At 59.3% G+C, this 16,162-nt stretch carries 15 protein-coding genes and 1 pseudogene; 10 read left to right on the forward strand and 6 right to left on the reverse strand.

Translation table 11 applies throughout. The annotated features are described in order from the left end of the window. Positions 1-17 precede the first annotated feature (17 nt). The 3 genes from OHL23_RS13835 to OHL23_RS13845 are packed head-to-tail and all read right to left on the reverse strand — an operon-like array spanning position 18 to position 3,699. Positions 18-1,424 (reverse strand): TolC family protein, encoded by a 1,407-nt coding sequence (locus OHL23_RS13835; protein WP_263352494.1) that lies wholly within the window; start codon positions 1,422-1,424, stop codon positions 18-20. Beyond that, positions 1,421-2,458 (reverse strand): tetratricopeptide repeat protein, encoded by a 1,038-nt coding sequence (locus OHL23_RS13840; RefSeq protein WP_263352495.1) that lies wholly within the window; start codon positions 2,456-2,458, stop codon positions 1,421-1,423. The genes OHL23_RS13835 and OHL23_RS13840 overlap by 4 nt, the downstream gene beginning before the upstream one ends. Further along, positions 2,455-3,699 (reverse strand): efflux RND transporter periplasmic adaptor subunit, encoded by a 1,245-nt coding sequence (locus OHL23_RS13845; RefSeq protein WP_263352496.1) that lies wholly within the window; start codon positions 3,697-3,699, stop codon positions 2,455-2,457. The genes OHL23_RS13840 and OHL23_RS13845 overlap by 4 nt, the downstream gene beginning before the upstream one ends. 259 nt (positions 3,700-3,958) lie before the next feature. Here OHL23_RS13845 and queF point away from each other — a divergent pair, with 259 nt between their 5' ends. From queF to OHL23_RS13870, 5 genes are read left to right on the forward strand one after another with little or no spacing between them, the layout of a single operon-like run. Continuing rightward, entirely contained in the window at positions 3,959-4,357 is a 399-nt protein-coding gene (queF, locus tag OHL23_RS13850) for a preQ(1) synthase (protein WP_263352497.1), read from the forward strand. 57 nt (positions 4,358-4,414) lie between these two features. Next, entirely contained in the window at positions 4,415-5,098 is a 684-nt protein-coding gene (locus tag OHL23_RS13855) for an alpha/beta hydrolase (protein WP_263352498.1), read from the forward strand. After that, a complete protein-coding gene (locus OHL23_RS13860) occupies positions 5,095-6,375 on the forward strand; it encodes a spinster family MFS transporter (protein ID WP_263352499.1) in 1,281 nt (426 codons plus the stop codon). The genes OHL23_RS13855 and OHL23_RS13860 overlap by 4 nt, the downstream gene beginning before the upstream one ends. Before the next feature lie 42 nt (positions 6,376-6,417). After that, positions 6,418-6,645 carry an antitoxin VbhA family protein gene (locus OHL23_RS13865; RefSeq protein WP_263352500.1) on the forward strand — a complete coding sequence of 76 codons (228 nt, stop codon included), beginning with the start codon at positions 6,418-6,420 and terminating at the stop codon, positions 6,643-6,645. After that, on the forward strand, positions 6,623-7,207 hold the full coding sequence (locus OHL23_RS13870) for a Fic/DOC family protein (protein WP_263352501.1): 585 nt from the start codon (positions 6,623-6,625) through the stop codon (positions 7,205-7,207). The genes OHL23_RS13865 and OHL23_RS13870 overlap by 23 nt, the downstream gene beginning before the upstream one ends. Positions 7,208-7,223: 16 nt before the next feature. On the opposite strand, the gene OHL23_RS13875 is transcribed toward OHL23_RS13870, so the two are convergent. Then, positions 7,224-7,400: a hypothetical protein gene (locus OHL23_RS13875; protein ID WP_263352502.1), complete on the reverse strand. Its 177-nt coding sequence runs from the start codon at positions 7,398-7,400 to the stop codon at positions 7,224-7,226. Between the two features lie 243 nt (positions 7,401-7,643). Here OHL23_RS13875 and uvrA point away from each other — a divergent pair, with 243 nt between their 5' ends. The 5 genes and pseudogenes from uvrA to OHL23_RS13900 form a co-directional block, all read left to right on the forward strand. Continuing rightward, complete coding sequence (gene uvrA / locus OHL23_RS13880; RefSeq protein ID WP_263352503.1) at positions 7,644-10,601, forward strand: excinuclease ABC subunit UvrA; 2,958 nt, start codon at positions 7,644-7,646, stop codon at positions 10,599-10,601. Next, the gene (locus OHL23_RS13885; RefSeq protein ID WP_263352504.1) at positions 10,598-11,641 is read left to right on the forward strand and encodes a CPBP family intramembrane glutamic endopeptidase; all 1,044 of its coding nucleotides are present in this window, start codon (positions 10,598-10,600) and stop codon (positions 11,639-11,641) included. Before uvrA ends, OHL23_RS13885 begins: the two co-directional genes overlap by 4 nt. 51 nt (positions 11,642-11,692) lie before the next feature. Further along, entirely contained in the window at positions 11,693-13,111 is a 1,419-nt protein-coding gene (locus tag OHL23_RS13890; RefSeq protein WP_396127360.1) for an APC family permease, read from the forward strand. A gap of 63 nt (positions 13,112-13,174) precedes the next feature. Next, positions 13,175-13,588: a hypothetical protein gene (locus OHL23_RS13895; protein ID WP_263352506.1), complete on the forward strand. Its 414-nt coding sequence runs from the start codon at positions 13,175-13,177 to the stop codon at positions 13,586-13,588. 216 nt (positions 13,589-13,804) lie between these two features. Then, positions 13,805-13,978, forward strand: a pseudogene (locus OHL23_RS13900) (DUF4242 domain-containing protein); the annotation flags it as partial. 12 nt (positions 13,979-13,990) lie between these two features. On the opposite strand, the gene OHL23_RS13905 reads toward OHL23_RS13900, so the two are convergent. Together OHL23_RS13905 and OHL23_RS13910 are read right to left on the reverse strand one after the other, a co-directional pair. Continuing rightward, positions 13,991-15,034 carry a tyrosine recombinase XerC gene (locus OHL23_RS13905; protein WP_263352508.1) on the reverse strand — a complete coding sequence of 348 codons (1,044 nt, stop codon included), beginning with the start codon at positions 15,032-15,034 and terminating at the stop codon, positions 13,991-13,993. After that, on the reverse strand, positions 15,031-16,029 hold the full coding sequence (locus OHL23_RS13910) for a site-specific tyrosine recombinase (RefSeq protein WP_263352509.1): 999 nt from the start codon (positions 16,027-16,029) through the stop codon (positions 15,031-15,033). The genes OHL23_RS13905 and OHL23_RS13910 overlap by 4 nt, the downstream gene beginning before the upstream one ends. Positions 16,030-16,162: the final 133 nt, after the last annotated feature.

Consider the following 16,162-nt stretch of genomic DNA (forward strand, 5'->3'; position numbering starts at 1 on the left):
TTTTCACCCGCCAGACCTCATTTGGTGACGGCCGCCGGCTCCGGGAGCTGCAACTCGTGCAGCCAGTCTTCCATGTGTCCGAGGGCCCGGAGAAGGCTCAGGCGGGCCTTGGCCAGGTCGAATCCAGCGTCGAGAGATTCGATGGTTCTTTGGCTCTCGTCGATGCGGGCTTGTTGCTCGGCTTTGGGAGAAAGCTGCGGCGCCGCGTTTGGTCCGGCGGCGCTTCCGTTGCCGTTTTGCAGCTCGGTTTGAACGGTTTTGACCTGCTCGGCTGCAATCTGCTGTTTTAGACTCGCGATTTCGGCTAGCGTGTCAAGTTCGCGCAGGCTTCCGGAGAGGTTGGCGATTTGGACGTCGTTCTGGCGCTGAGCCTGTTCGGCTTCGGCGGTGGCGCGGAGGGCGTCGGCTGCGGATTCTCTGGCTTTGGCCTTGCGAATCAGATCATAGATGGGAATCTGGATCTGGAAGCCGGCACTGAAGTTGTCAGCCTTGGGTTTTACACCGGTACGGCTGGTGTAGTAGAGGTTGTAATTGTTCAGCGAGGTTGCATCCCGGTTATAAGAAGCCCCGAATCCAATCTGAGGCCAGATTCTTGCGGCTGACTTTTCACCGCGAGCTACAAACAGCTTGGACTGGGCTTCAGCCTGTGCAGATTGGATGCCCGAGGTAACAACAGCGACCGTATCCGCGTGGATTGCGGGAATTTCGGGAATGCTGGCATGATCCGGCGTGATGGAAGTTTTGGGCAGACCAGTAAGCGATACGAGCTGGCTTGTCAGATTGTCAGCTCTCGCCTGCAGGTGGATGAGTTTGAGCTTGAGCTGGGCTACGATCAACTTGACATCCAAAAGTTGACTGAGGGGATCAACGCCTGCGTCGGTACGCTGCTGTTCGATGTCGATCAGGCGGTCCGCAAGAGCTTGCTGCTGGCGAGAGGCTTCCAGCTCTCTCGCAACTGTGTCCAGTTCGATGTAGGCCGTCGAGGCATCAAGAGCGACTTGCTCTTTTTCGTCGCTGAGCCTGAGCGTTGCGGCCTGAATACCGGCACGGGCCGCTTTAATGTACTGCCCCTGAGGGACACTGTAGGCCAGCGCTTGCATGGACGCATTGGCAATCGACGGCTGCCCGGTTGGAAAACCAATGGACGGAGGCCCGATGCTGGAGCCGATCACAAGATTTGGGACGTATGCATCCTGAGTCTCGGAGAGTGCCGCTTCGGCCTTGCGGACGTCCGCGTCCGCCAATTTGACCGCGCTGCTGTTGCGCTGGGCAAGATTAACTATGGTCCCGAGCGAAATCTGAGCCGGTGCAACGACTGGCGCCATCGCGAGCGCAATTGCAAACAACAGACCGCTGGTCCGGTTGAGCGGGAGTTGGGAGCGGCGCGAATTGTAACTGGCTTTCACTTGCAATGATTCGTTCAAAGCTTGAGGTCCTGCGCCGGTTTGTATTCGTGGGCGAGAGACAGCGCCGCTTCCCGTTCGCGTTCCGCGCCGGATGCGTCGCCCATCTGCTTGCGGAGTTTGGCGAGGCGAACGAGGGCGTCGACGGCGGGAGCTTCTTCGGTCTTGTCTGGCGAGGCGATGTAGCTCTCGAAGAGTTTGACGGCGAGTTCCGGCTCGCGATTGGCCCGGGCGAGGATCGTTGCGCCGTTGTAAAGGGCTACGGCGGCGTGATGGTCATGGGCCGCGGCAGCCTCGCCGCTCTTCACTGCTGCTTCCATTTCGGGCCAACGCTCGTGGCGGCGGTAGAAGCTGGCCAGGGCCATCCATTGGAATGCTGGATGGTTGGCGTGGGAGATTGCGGTCTTGAACTCCTGCTCGGCGGCATCGAGATCCTTGTTCTTTTCGGCGAGTCCGCCGCGCATCTGGTGACCGCGTGCCGGGTCCAGAGCTTCCATCTGTTTGGCCACGCCTTCAGCCTTGTCCATTCCGCCGCCGACGGCTCCAGGCGCCTCTTCGTAGAACTCGCCCAGATCGGTCAGCGCATCCTGATCGTGCGGATCGAGCCTGACGGCGATTTCAAACTCTTCCCGCGTCTTTTTCGCCAGGGAGAATGCGCTCAGGAAGGAAGCGCGGCTGGCACGCTCGCCAAGGGCTCGTCCGAACCAGAGATGATAGCGGGCATTTTGGGGGCTGATCTGCACGGCCTTTTCGCAATGGCTGGCGGCCTGGTCAAACTGCTGCAGCGTGTATTCGACACGACAGAGCAGATTGCTCGCTTCCGCGCTGCGGGCGTCTGCGCTGAGAGCCTCGCGGAGCAAGGTAGCTGCCTCGTCGGCTTTGCCGGATTGCAAATCAGCGATGGCTGTGGCCAGAGGCGCATCAGATGCATTCGACGCGCGCGCTGCTGGACCTGCGAATAGAGCGGCCAGCAGCAGGAAAGCCGGAAGCTTCGACCGATGGCCGGTGTCCCGGCCGGTACGAGAACGCGTTGCTGCCTGGGTTACAGCACTCACCGGACAACCTTCACTGGAACTCCCTCTTCGAGAGGCAGGCCATTCAAGCTGCTGGTGGCAACAACATCGCCATCCTTCAGACCGGCGGTGATGGCTACCTGGGTGAGGTTGATCGTGCCGGTCGTCACCGGTGTCCGCACAAGGCTGTCACTCACAACACGGTATACGTAATACTTGCCGTTTTCGACGTGCAGCGATTCACGGGGAACGGTGAGGATATTCGGCTCGCTGGATGTTGTGACGGTGACTGTGACGTGGGTATCGGGCAGGAGGCCGGGATTGGCGTCCGCGTCGTCGATCGTTACCAGGACTTCGCCGACGTTGCGGGTATTGAAGGTCACGATGGTAGAGGGAACGAGGGAGATGTGACCGTGCCACTCCTTGCCCTGACGGGCATCCCAGACGATGGTGATCTTCTGGCCGACGGCGAGGTTTCCGATTTCCGGTTCATCGAAGTAGGCACGAACACGGAGCTTCTTGAGATCGGTCATCTGTAGGAGCAGCTTGCCGTCCTCGACAAAGTCAGAGCGTCCGACGGGAATGGAATAGACGGTGCCGTCGATGGGGGCCCGGTAGGAGGTGCGTTCCAGAACGTCGCGCGCGGCAGTCAGATTGGCCTGAGCATCGGCAACCGCCGAGCGGGAGCGCTCCATCTCGGCGGGCGAATAGCGGGTCTGCTGACGGGCCTGGAGCGCGGCAAGACCATCCTGGGCGATCGATACGCGTTCCTGCGCCGCGGCCACTTCGCTCGCCGATGCGGCGCCCGTCGCCTGCAGTTTCTGAAGCGCGGCCAGTTCGCGCTGCGACGCGGCCAAATCGATTTGGGCACGCGAGACATTCGCGCCAAGCGATTGCCGCTCTTCGAGTGTCCCTCCCTGTTTCGTCGCTTCATATGTAGCTTCGGCGCTGCGAAGGGCGCTTTCGGCGGTGGCGACGCGGGCCCGGGCGGCGACGTCGTCCAATTGCATGAGCAGTTGACCCGCCTTGACGTGATCTCCCTGCTGGACATAGACCTCACGAACCGAAGTCGCGAGAGGGCTATGGAATTCGTAGTTCTGGATGGGTTCGACGAGACCGTTGGTGGGAACGGTGCTGAAAAGCTCCGACCGAACAGCCGTCGCGACGTGCACCGGCATGCGGTCGCGGGTCATGGCGCGAGCAACGAAAAATACAACTACCAGCAGCACTCCTGCCGCGATCCACAACCAAAGCCGACTTGTCTGCCTGTTTGCCTCTGCCATGCGAACGACGAATCCTGAAGTGTCTGTTATTGCGAGGGTTGCTGGTGCGCCAGTGAAAGGTCAGCCGAAAGCCAGTATATAGGACTCAGTTCTTGGGATTTTGACTCACGAGATGTTAGGGACCATGCGGAATACGGGTGGACGAAGCTCCGCCAGACCTCGAAAAGTACCTACAGACCGGGAATCAGGGCCAGATCCCGACCTGTCGAGCGATGAGCGGATGGGTGTCCGGCGTCTCATATGGAAGTAAAATGGAGGTATGGCACTTGAACAGCGTTACACCGACGAGCACGCAAAGGCAGGGCTCGACTTCCCTTTTCCGGCCATTGAAACGTGGCCAAATCAGTTTCCCGGTTATGAGATTCAAATTGACGACCCGGAGTTTACTTCGGTCTGCCCCAAGACGGGCCTGCCGGATTTCGGCGTATTGACCTTGCGGTATATGCCGCGGGAACGCTGCGCGGAATTGAAATCGCTGAAAGAATACCTATTTTGCTATCGCAATCTCGGAATCTTCCAGGAAAACGTGGTGAACCAGGTGCTCGAAGACCTCGTGAAGGCGTGCGACCCGGTCTGGGCGGTGATTAAGGGAGATTTTCGGCCTCGCGGGGGAATTTCGACGACTGTTGAAGCGCGATGGCCACGTCCACAATCCTGAGAAGGCGGCTGCGCCTCCGCGAATGTTTTTTCCCAAAATGAGTGATAGAGTGGCGATGTGCAACAGCTGCTCGCCATTGCCGCACTATTGTTCTGGCCCGGTTTTGCCCTCGCTCAGCAGACCGTCTCGTTTCCGACTGAGGACGGGGGCGTGATCTTCGCCGATATGTATGGGAGCGGGGACCGGGGCGTGGTGCTGGCGCACGGTGGCCGGTTCAACAAGGAGAGTTGGAAGCCCCAGGCTGAGCGATTGACTGCGGCTGGATTTCGGGTGCTCGCGATCGATTTCCGGGGCTATGGCATGTCTCACGGGCCGGGAGACAAGGATTTCTTTCATGCGCCGTTCCAGTTCGATGTGCTGGCGGCTGTGCGGTATCTCCGCGCTGCGGGCGCGAAGAGCGTGTCTGTAGTGGGTGGGAGTTTCGGCGGTTCGGCGGCAGGCGATGCGTCGATCGCTTCGCGACCGGGCGAGATTGAGCGGATTGTGATGCTGGGTGGGGCGCCGAATGGCCCTGCTGAAAAGCTCAAATCTGCTTCGCTGTTTATTGTGGCCCGGGATGACGCGAACGATGATGGTCTGCGGCTGCCAGGAATCCGGAGGCAGTTTGAGACGGCTCCGGAGCCGAAGAGGCTGATAGTCCTGGATGGTTCGGCGCACGCGCAATTTCTCTTCCAGACCGATCTGGCTGGGCGGGTCATGCAAGAGATTCTGGACTTTTTGAACGGGAAAGTACCGGAGTGAGCGTGCTGAGCGAGTCGCAGTTGATCCGCCCTCGGCGGACTCGGATGGCCCGCGGCGCGCTGGTGGCGCTGGTGCTGCTCACGGCGCTGAATCTTCTCAATTACATCGATCGCTATATATTGCCTGGGGCGCAGCCTCTGATCCAGGCGGATTTTCATGCGACGGATGAGCAGATGGGGGCGCTGACGACGGCGCTGTTCATCACCTATATGCTCACTGCCCCCTGCACCGGCTGGCTGGGAGACCGGTTTCGCCGCAAGCCGCTGATTGTCGCGGGAGCCGTGCTCTGGAGCCTGGCGACGCTGTTTACCTACTTCGTGCATGACTACTGGTCGCTGTACTTTCGCCATGCGCTGGTGGGGGTTGGAGAGGCGACTTTTGGAATTTTCGCGCCTGCGGTGCTTTCGGATTTTTTTCCCGCCCGGGATCGAAACCGGATTCTGTCGATCTTTTACCTTGCGATTCCTGTCGGTGCGGCGCTCGGATACCTGATCGGCGGGCAGCTTGGCGCGCGGTATGGCTGGCGGACGCCGTTCTTCGTCGGTGCAATTCCGGGGCTGCTAATAGCCGCACTTTATGCCCTGTTTGCGACGGAGCCGGCGCGTGGCGGGAGCGAGGCCAGCGACGAGCCACTTGCGCGGCCAACGACGCGAGAGATGCTTCGGAATTTCCTTGCGCTCTTTCGCAATCCCGGATTTCTGTGCGCGACGCTGGGGATGGCGATGATGGTATTTACCATGGGCGGAATCTCGACGTGGATGCCGACGTTTCTGCATCGGTTCTCGGGGATGGGTGTCGCCAAGGCTGGGACGATTCTGGGTGCGATCACTGTTGTGGATGGGCTGGCTGGGACGGCGATTGGCGGATGGCTGGCGCAGATTTGGCTGCGGCGCGACCATCGCGCGCTTTACCTGCTCTCCGCTTGGAGTGTGATTCTGACGCTACCGCTGGCTGCGCTGGTTTTCTTCGGGCCGCCTGCGTGGTCGATTCCGGCGCTGTTTGCGGCTGAGTTTTTCCTGTTTCTGAATACCGGCCCACTGAATGCGGCGATTTGCAATTCGGTTTCTTCCGGAGTGCGTTCTAGCGCGATTGCGCTGAATCTGTTTCTGATTCACATGCTGGGGGACACGTTTTCGCCACAGATTATCGGGCATATTTCGGGGCTGGCGAATCTGCGGATCGGGCTGGGGCTTACGCTGGTTACGTTGATTTTGTCGGGGGTGTTGCTCTTTGCTGGGGCACGGTTTGCGCCGAAGTTGGACGAATCTGCCGCGTAAGTTCAAAGAAGCGTTGTTTCGCGCGGCACGGAGCCCTATTCTATGAACATGGCAGTCGATAAACCTCTATCACAACTCAACGGCGAGGATTTGGAACGCAATCTACGGGCGGTCGACCATGCCATCGCGCAGCAATCGCTTGAGGGTTTGACGGTTTCTGAGTCGACTGTTGAAGACATGCGACGGGCCGCGCGGGGTGAAATCCGCGCAGATGATGTTATCGCCAATATCTACGCAAGGTTCGAGCATGTCCCGATACTCAGGCGATGACACTTACCTCGATCCAGCCTCAGGCGTACTGAAGAATCGGTTCGGGATTGTTGACGCAGCTATCCTTGAAATGACCGAGGCTGATCTGGTCGCGGCCCGCTCGCGTGAATTGGCGCAGAGCCCACTGCCGGGGCAATTCGATCTCAAGCATCTGCAGGCGATTCATCGTTATCTCTTCGGCGATCTCTATGACTGGGCTGGAGAATTGCGCACTGTCGATATCAGCAAGAATGACAATATGTTCGCCCACCATGCTCACATCGCGAGTGCCGCGAAGTCGATCTTAGAACGACTCGCCGCCGAGAAATGCCTGACAGGGCTCTCCCGCGACGAGTTTAGTTCGCGAGCTGCGTACTACTTCGGGGAAATCAACGCTCTCCATCCTTTTCGCGAGGGCAACGGAAGAACGCAGCGAGAATTCATCAGCCATTTGGCTCAGGCGAACGGCTATTACGTTGCCTGGGAAGATGTCAGACCTGCGGAGATGCTGCAAGCCTTGATGGAATCTTTTAGAGGAAACCTGTCGAGGTTGACCGCAATTCTTCGAGAAAATCTACATTAGGAATTAAGCGAACCTACTACGAGACGCGGGCGACTTCTGTGCTGGCCTTCACTGGTGCTGGAGCATTCTGGTCGGAGTGCCAGCGCATCATGGCGAAGCAGCCTTTGAAGATCGCGTAGGCGACGAAGACTCCGAGGCCCATTGAAGCGAGGGACGCGCAAACCAACATCACCAGATTAAAGAAGTCCTGCATATAGCTCCGTCACAACGGGGAATTCGGCCAAGGCGTTGCAGAATTGCAATGAGGGAGAATCTGATTCTTCTTCCCTAAATATGGATTCTCTCAGAGAATCCTGCCGCGTTGACCCTCTTGCTGTTGACAACTAGAATACCTGTAGAGGGTTCCGCCCATTGTGACAATACGGTTGCGATTGGCCGTTGAGCCTTATCTCATTGCAAAGTCTCTCTTGCCCACCTCCTTTTTCCTGCTCAAAATATGACAATTACACACATTTCGGTCCGTGGGGCGCGGCAGCACAATCTGCGGGACATCAACGTTCGCATTCCCCGGAACACATTGACGGTGGTGACCGGGCTGTCGGGTTCGGGCAAGAGTTCGCTGGCCTTTGACACGATTTATGCCGAGGGGCAGCGGCGCTATGTGGAGACACTGTCGGCTTATGCGCGGCAGTTTCTGGATCAGATCGAGCGGCCGGATGTGGATTCGATTGAAGGACTTAGCCCGGCGATTTCGATCGAGCAGAAGACAACGAGCCGCAGTCCTCGATCGACGGTCGGTACGATTACCGAGATTTACGACTATTTGCGGTTGCTCTATGCGTCGGTAGGCACTCCGCACTGCCCGAATTGCGGTAAACCAATCACCCGTCAGACGGCGGAGCAGATTGTCCAGCGCATTTTGCAGTTGGGCGATGGACAGCGGGTGATCATCATGGCTCCCGTGGTGCGGGGGCGCAAGGGCGAGTTTCGCGAGCTGCTGGATCAACTGGAGCAGCAGGGATTTCGTGCGCGCATTGACGGCGAATTACGCGATTTAGCCGAAACAATTGTGCTGGACCGGCGTAAGAATCACACAATTGAGGCTGTGATTGACCGGGTTGTGCTCAAGCCGGGCGTCGAAAAGCGGCTGGAAGGCTCGGTGGCCAAGGCGCTGCAGATGGCCAACGGGCTGGTGCTGATTGCCGGGTCGACAACGGCCAGTTCGGATAAGGAAGAGCAACTTTTTTCTTCATCGATGGCCTGCCCGGACTGCGGTTTGGACGTGCCAAAGCTGGAGCCGCGCAGTTTCAGCTTTAACTCGGCTTTTGGAGCCTGCCCTGAGTGTCACGGGCTGGGGTCGCTCTATGATTTTGATCCGGCAAAGGTGATTACGGACTGGTCGAAGCCGCTGCTGGATGGCGGACTTGGGCCGGGATCGGCTTCGCAATATCTGATCAAGCTGATTCACGTTGCGGCGACGCGGTACGAGATCGATCTCAAGTTGCCATTTGAGCAGTTGCCAAACAAGCACCAGCACATTCTGGTTTATGGGCCTCCGCGGACCGAGGCTCCGCGAACGGGATTTCACGGTATTTTGTCGTTTTTGCGCGATGGGATGGAGGACGCCAAGAGCGACGGCTATCGCGAGTACATGATGAACTTCATGTCGGCTTCGACTTGCCCGTCGTGCCGCGGCAAACGGCTGCGGCCTGAGTCGCTGGCGGTCAAGGTCGGCGGGCTGTCGATCAGTGATTTCACGGCGCTTTCACTGAATCGGGCGCTGAGTGCGGCGCGGGAATTGGGCTTTACGGCGCGCGAAGCGCTGGTGGCGGAGCGGATTCGCAAAGAGGTGGTCGAGCGGCTGGAGTTTCTGGCCGGGGTTGGGTTGAGCTATCTTTCGCTGGACCGGAATGCCGCGACGCTATCCGGTGGCGAAGGCCAGCGCATACGGCTCGCGACGCAGATTGGTTCGCGTTTGCGTGGGGTGTTATATGTGCTCGATGAGCCTTCGATTGGCCTGCATCAGCGCGACAACATGCGATTGATTGAAGCGCTGACGAGACTGCGCGATCTGGGCAACACGGTGTTGGTCGTCGAGCACGATGAGGATACGATCCGCGCGGCAGATTATGTGCTGGATCTTGGGCCGGGCGCGGGACGGCTTGGCGGAGCTGTTGTGGCGGAGGGAACGCCGGCGGAAATCATGGCTGCGCCGGAGTCGCTGACGGGGCGGTATCTTTCCGGCGAGGTGAGTATTCTGCACCGGGAGCGGCCACGGGCGCTGACCGGCAAGTGGCTGTCGATTGAGGGTGCTCGCGAGCACAATCTTCAGGACGTTACGGTGCGCTTTCCGCTCGGCGTGATGACGGTGGTGACGGGCGTGAGCGGCAGCGGAAAGAGCACGCTGGTCAACGACATTCTGTATCGCTCGCTGGCGCAGACGGTCTACGGCTCGCGCGAAGAACCGGGGAATCACGACACGCTGAGCGGCGCGGACCAGATCGATAAGGTGATTCGCATCGACCAGTCGCCGATTGGGCGGACTCCGCGGTCCAATCCGGCGACGTATACGCAGCTATTCTCGCCGCTGCGCGATCTCTTTGCGATGCTTCCTGAGTCGCGGGAGCGAGGATACAAGCCGGGGCGGTTCAGCTTTAATGTTGCCGGTGGACGCTGCGAGGCGTGTCAGGGCGACGGGCAGCGGCGCATTGAGATGAACTTTCTGCCGGATGTGTATGTTCAGTGTGAAGTGTGCAATGGTCTGCGCTATAACCAGGAGACGCTGGCGGTCAAGTTCAAGGGCTACTCGATTGCGGGCGTTCTGGACCTGACGATCGAAGATGCGCTTGAAGTCCTGAAGGACGTTCCGCTGCTGCGGCAGAAATTGCAGACGCTCGTTGATGTGGGGCTTGGCTATATTCATCTTGGCCAGAGCGCTACGACTCTGTCGGGCGGCGAAGCGCAGCGGATGAAGCTGGCGCGTGAGCTTTCGAAGCGACAGACGGGGCGGACGCTGTATCTGCTGGATGAACCGACGACCGGGCTGCACTTTGACGATGTACGCAAGCTGCTTGAGGTGCTGCACCGGCTGGCGGATCTGGGCAATTCGGTGGTGATCATCGAGCATAACCTCGATGTGATTCGCAATGCGGACTGGCTGATCGATATGGGTCCGGAGGGTGGCGAGGATGGTGGCCGCGTGATCGCCGAGGGACGACCGGCGCAGGTAGCTGCAGTGGCGGGCTCGTTTACGGGTGAGTTTCTGGCGCGGTACTATGCAGGACACGGCGCTCCAGCGGATGCTTTGCCGGAGGTTTCCTCGCCCGACGTGGATGCTCCCACCGAGATTACGGAAACGAAACCAAACGGGGCAGCATCCAAAAAGGCTGGAAAGGCTGTTGCAAAGAAGGCTGCCGGCGCAAGGACGCGGCAGAAAAAGGCGGGCCCTGAATGAACGATGGCGTAATCGGCGAAGGCGAGGTCGCCGGCAGACTTAATCCGGTTCCGGCGCCTGCCGAAGAAATGGGGATCGAGATCGCCTCTGAGACCGTGGATGGAGACTTGCGCCGGGAACCGAGCCTCGAAGCGGAGCTTATGCCGGTCGAGGGATCACGGTCTGCAGTGCAGTTTGAAGGCCCGCCGGTGTTCACCAATGGCTTTCCCTACCTTGTGCCTGAGCCGCTGGTTGCCCGCACTCCGAACTTCGCCGATGCCTGTCTGTTCCTGGTGCTTATGCTGCTGGGACTGCTGATTACAACGGGGCTTGTGGGCCTTGCGCTTCATTATCACTGGCTCGGACTGCGCAGCTTTGAAGAGGCTTCCAAGAGCACTCCGGTTGCCCTGGGAACGCAGTTGCTGGTTTACCTCATTGCGCTTACGGGGGCAGTTCCCTTCTTTCGCACTGTATGGGCCAGAGGGTATTTTGACGGTCTTCATTGGCACGCGGCGACTGCGTCCCACCTGCGTTATCGGCTCGTGGCGACGGCTTTTCTGTGCAACGTGCTGGCCATGGTGGGCAACTGGCTGCTGCCGTTTCCGCAGCATGCGCCAATCGACAAACTGTTCGGCTCCTCGCGCGATGCGTGGATGTTGGCTTGCTTTGGCGTGACCATCGCTCCTTTTTTTGAGGAGATGATCTTTCGCGGCTTTCTGCTTCCGGCGGTGGCCACGGCGTGGGATTGGTGCAGCGAGCGGATGACCGGCAGGCGACCACGGCGGCCCGACTCCGAGGGCAACCCGGTTTGGAGCGTGGGAGCAATGATCTTTGGCGCACTGATAGTAAGCGCGCCCTTTGCCCTGATGCATTCGGCTCAGGTGGGCGACTCGTGGGGCCCTTTGCTGCTGCTCTATTCGGTGAGCCTGATTCTCTGCGCGGTGCGGCTGGGAACGCGGTCTTTGGCGGCAAGTACGCTCGTGCATTCGGCCTACAACTGCATGCTCTTCACCGTGATGCTCGTGGAAACGGACGGTTTCAGGCACATGGACAAACTATGAGCCGGTTTTCCGCCCGATAAGCCGGAGCGGCGTGTTAACTTCTTTTCATCCATGAGTCTGTCTGCACCTCCGTCTACTTCGTTGCCCGCCAAAGTACCAGCCACGAACCCGCATGAGTTGCCTCGCGTCCTGGGCGGAAGCCACGCCATGGCGATCGTTGTCGGAACCATCATCGGCAGCGGCATCTTTCTTGTGCCAACGGAGATGATGGCGGCGGTTGGTTCTTCCGGGCTCGTCTACCTGGCGTGGATTGTTGGCGGTTTGCTGTCGCTGTTCGGGGCGATGACGTATGCCGAACTCGGATCGATGATGCCCTATGCCGGCGGCGAATACGTCTACCTGCGCGGAGCATACGGCGATCGGACCGGCTTTCTCTATATGTGGACGTGGTTCGCGGTGGCCAAGCCTGCTTCGATTGCTTCGGTAACCAGCGGGCTGGCGCGAACGCTGGGGATCTTTGCGGTCTTTCACTGGCTGGATACGGTGGCCGTGGGCGGGCCGCTGCCGGTGATGTGGTCGCAGATCTTTGCCATCGCCGTGACCTGGCTGATTACAGGGCTGAATTATCTCGGCATCAAAAAGGCCGGGGATTTTCAGGTTGTCTTCACCGTGCTGAAGGCCGTGCTGATTCTGGTTGTCGTTGGGTTCTGCTTCGGTTCGTCGCTTGGGTCGTGGGGCAATTTCGGCACTTCGGTGCATCCTGCGCCGGGTGGACTGACTGGATTCATGATCGCGCTGATTGCCACGCTGTGGGCATATGACGGATGGAACGATCTGACGATGGTTGCAGGTGAGGTGAAGCATCCGGAGAAGAATCTGCCGTTCGCGCTGATCGGCGGCCTCTTTGTTGTGGGTGTGCTCTTCATGGCGACGAATGCGGCGATCCAGTACATTCTGCCGGCGGCGCAGATTGCCGGTTCTCCGCGTCCTGCTGTGACCGCGCTCTCGGTTGTGGCCGGTCCGGCCGGTGCGGCTCTTGTCGCGGCGGGGATGGCTTTGAGCATCTTCGTCACGCTGAATGGAACGATTATGTCCGGCGCTCGGATTCCCTTTGCGGCGGCGCGGGACCGCTTGTTTTTTCCACGGTTTGGCGAAGTCCATCCGCGCTTCAAGAGCCCGGCTTATTCGCTGGTGGTGCAGGGATTGCTTTCGACCGTTCTGCTGCTTGCACTGGGACGATTTCAGCAGCTTTTCGAGCTGGCGGTCTTCGCCGAGTGGCTGTTTTATATGCTCACGGCAACTACCGTGTTTGTCTATCGGCACAAGCATCCGGAGATGGCTCGGCCTTACCGGGTGTGGGGCTATCCGGTGCTGCCTGCGGTCTTTGTTCTCAGCGCCGCGGTGGTGCTTTATTCGAGCTTTGCGGGGAACCTGCGCGGGTCACTGATTGGAACGGGGCTGATTTTGCTGGGCCTGCCGCTGTATGAGTGGATTCGGCGGCGGTATGGCTCGCAAGTAAAACAAGGTTAAGACTTAGATTCGATATTTGTGCGATGATTCCACAGCGGTCTTGCATTCGGAGGCCGAACGGAGATGACTTCGGACGAACTCAAGAAGATAATGCTTGACAATGCGGCGGAGATCACACGCCTTCACTCGCGAATCCACGCTACATATGCACTTCGGAAAGAGAGTTCCGAAAAATGGCAGGATTGGGAGAAGGCGTGCGATGACTTTCACTCTCGCTACACCAAGTTAGCCTGGCCGGTAACTTCCGGCGCTGAAGGATGGCTGGACACCATATCCTCGGGTGATGTGGACGCTGTAGAAGCTGCTCTTTGCTTCTTGGAATGCCGTCCGTACTTCTTTCGTTCGGGCTATATGTACAAAGACATTCTGCGCAAGATAAGGCGAGCACCTATGCCACCGGAACAGGCAACTCGGCTCAAAGTCATTCTCGAAAAATGGGCACTCTATCAACAGCTCAGGATACGAAACGGCAGGTAGGAGCGCCGCATTTGGTCAGCATGATGCAAATTCTTGAGAACTTAGAATGTACGCCCTGTTTGCCTCAGAGCTGGTGTGGGTAGAATGGTCCATCCGACTCTGGATTGAGGTAAGGGAATGCCGAAGTTTTTGATCGGAAGAAATATCCCAGGCGCGGGGAAACTCACCTCCGAGCCACTGCAGGGAATCTCGCAGTAGTCGTACTGTGTTCTTCGTGGAATGGGACCGGAGATTCAATGGGTGCAATCGTATGTTACGGACGACAAGATTACCTGCATCTACATTGCGCCGAATGCCGAAATGATTCGGGAACACGCCCGCCAGGGTGGCTTTCCAGCCGATGCGTTGCTGGAAGTGCGCACGATCATCAACCCGACGAGCGAGGGTTGACGCTGCCCGAGACTACTTGGCGCGGGGATGGGTCTTGTCGTACACGACGGTCAACTGCGCGGCTGTGAGCTGCGTGTAACGCTGGGTGGTGCTTAATCGCTCGTGGCCCAGCAACTCTTGAATGCTGCGCAGGTCGGCGCCTTCTTCGAGCAAATGCGTTCCGAAGGCGTGGCGAAGCGTGTGCGGATGCACATCGGACGAGAGGCCACGCTGAATGGCGATGCGCTTGACAATGCGCGCTACGGAGCGCGTGGAAAGCCGGCCGTTGCCGCGCAGATGCAGATTGAGCAGCAATGCCTCGGTGTTGCGCTGCGCTGCTGACAAACGCGCCTGGCGTTCGGCGAGATAGGTTCGCACGGCCTGCGCGGCCGCGTCGCCGAGTGGGACGTAGCGTTGCTTCTGGCCTTTACCGCGAACGAGGATCGCCTCGTTGGCCCAGTGGATGTCGGCGAGGTTGAGGCCTGTGAGTTCAGCGTTGCGGATGCCGCAGCCGTAGAGCAATTCGAAGATGACGGCGTCGCGCGCGGGCCAGCTTGCCGCAGCGTCCTCTTTATCGCCGATGGAATCGACGACGCGATTCATCTGTTCGATAGACGGCACGCGTGGCAGGTGCTTCGGCAGCTTGGGGGTCGCTACGAGCGACGCGACATTCTGATCGACATGGCCGAAGCGCGCCAGCCAGCGAAACCAGCTCCGCACGGCGGCGAGTGCACGGGCTGCGGAAGCCTTGGAAAGGCCACGTTGATACAACGATCCGAGGTAGGCTCGGATGCGGGTGTGTTCGATCGCCGAAGGGCGGGTTTCTGGGCCTTGCGCTTTGAGGATGTAGGCGACGAAACTGTGCAGTTCGCGCCCGTAGGCCCGCAACGTGTGAGGCGAGCTAGCGCGTTCGTTGGCGAGGACAGCGAGATAGGCGGTTACCAGTTGACCGAGTGGCGAGGGATGTCCCTCAGGGGCTAAAGCCCCGGCAGGCTCTGTGGCTTCTATGAGCGGGCTGAAGCCCGTGTCCTTCGGAGAACCGAATTCTTCCTCCACTGGATCGGGAAGTACGCTCATTGCGGCTTCTCCTCAAGGATCTGATCGTGAGCCGCGTTCTCTTCTGATTCGGCGGTTGCGCGACGTATGGCTCGCGGATGATGCTGGCGATGCACGGCCTTGAGCCTGCCCAGCGCAAGATGGGTGTAGACCTGCGTGGTGGAGATGTCGGCGTGACCGAGCAGGAGTTGCACTGAACGCAGGTCGGCGCCGTGTTCAACCATGTGCGTGGCGCAACTATGGCGCAGCGTGTGCGGGCTTGCGCCGCTGTTGCGGGATTTGACGAGTATCCAGACGGATTGGCGGGTTAGCGGCATTCCGCGCAGGGAGAGAAAGAGCTTTGCGCCATCGGCCGAATGGGCTTTGGCGCGGACGCGGGCCAGATGCGGACGACCCTCTTTGAGATAAAGACTCAGCGCTTCGAGGGCTGCCGCTCCCAGCGGGACAATGCGTTCCTTGTCGCCTTTGCCGCGCACCAGAACACGCCCGGAATCGAGCGCCAGATCGCTGGTGGAGAGGGTTGTGACCTCGGAGACGCGCAGACCGCCGGCGTATAGCAACTCCAGAATCGCGCGATCGCGCAGCGCCATGGCATGGGCCAGGGGGCGGCTCACGGATTGCCTGGCGGACAGTTCGGCGCTTTCCAGCATTGCGTTCACTTCCGACTCGGCGAGCGATTTGGGCAGCACCTTCCATGCTTTCGGAGACTCGATATTCACGGTCGGGTCGTGATCGATGCGGCGGTCGAGCAGGAGCCACTTATAGAAGCCGCGAATGCAACTGAGTTTGCGCGCGGCCGAGCGAGAGTCGATGTTGTGCGTTCGCAGATGCTCCAGAAATGCGGCTACGTCCTGCTGCGCGGCTGTCAGCAGAACGCCGTGGCGGCTTTCGAGGAACTCGGCGAAGGTCTTGAGGTCGCTGTCGTAGGCCTCACAGGTGAGCGGGCGCAGGCCCTTTTCGACGCGCAGGTAGGTCCTGTACTCCTGAAGCAGGCCGAGATTGCGCGCAGTGTCCATCCGCAGAGACTTCGGGCTCCTGGAGCATGTTCGGAAATAGTGTGGTTCAGAGAGTGCAGCAAGGAGTGACGTTTCTTTGATAGAAGGCGACGCGACCATCTGTTCTGTGGTCTAGGCCTTTTCCTAAAATGCT

The sequence above is a fragment of the Acidicapsa acidisoli genome, assembly GCF_025685625.1.
In the GTDB taxonomy this organism is placed as follows: Bacteria; Acidobacteriota; Terriglobia; order Terriglobales; family Acidobacteriaceae; genus Acidicapsa; species Acidicapsa acidisoli.

Bases quoted from the DNA above. Each gene is read 5' to 3' on its own strand.
- OHL23_RS13865 (WP_263352500.1), top strand. From the start codon at position 6,418: ATGAACATGGCAGTCGATAAACCTCTATCACAACTCAACGGCGAGGAT.
- OHL23_RS13845 (WP_263352496.1), bottom strand. From the start codon at position 3,699: ATGGCAGAGGCAAACAGGCAGACAAGTCGGCTTTGGTTGTGGATCGCG.
- OHL23_RS13870 (WP_263352501.1), top strand. From the start codon at position 6,623: ATGTCCCGATACTCAGGCGATGACACTTACCTCGATCCAGCCTCAGGC.
- OHL23_RS13885 (WP_263352504.1), top strand. From the start codon at position 10,598: ATGAACGATGGCGTAATCGGCGAAGGCGAGGTCGCCGGCAGACTTAAT.
- queF (WP_263352497.1), top strand. From the start codon at position 3,959: ATGGCACTTGAACAGCGTTACACCGACGAGCACGCAAAGGCAGGGCTC.
- OHL23_RS13875 (WP_263352502.1), bottom strand. From the start codon at position 7,400: ATGCAGGACTTCTTTAATCTGGTGATGTTGGTTTGCGCGTCCCTCGCT.
- OHL23_RS13895 (WP_263352506.1), top strand. From the start codon at position 13,175: ATGACTTCGGACGAACTCAAGAAGATAATGCTTGACAATGCGGCGGAG.
- OHL23_RS13905 (WP_263352508.1), bottom strand. From the start codon at position 15,034: ATGAGCGTACTTCCCGATCCAGTGGAGGAAGAATTCGGTTCTCCGAAG.
- uvrA (WP_263352503.1), top strand. From the start codon at position 7,644: ATGACAATTACACACATTTCGGTCCGTGGGGCGCGGCAGCACAATCTG.
- OHL23_RS13910 (WP_263352509.1), bottom strand. From the start codon at position 16,029: ATGGACACTGCGCGCAATCTCGGCCTGCTTCAGGAGTACAGGACCTAC.
- OHL23_RS13890 (WP_396127360.1), top strand. From the start codon at position 11,693: ATGAGTCTGTCTGCACCTCCGTCTACTTCGTTGCCCGCCAAAGTACCA.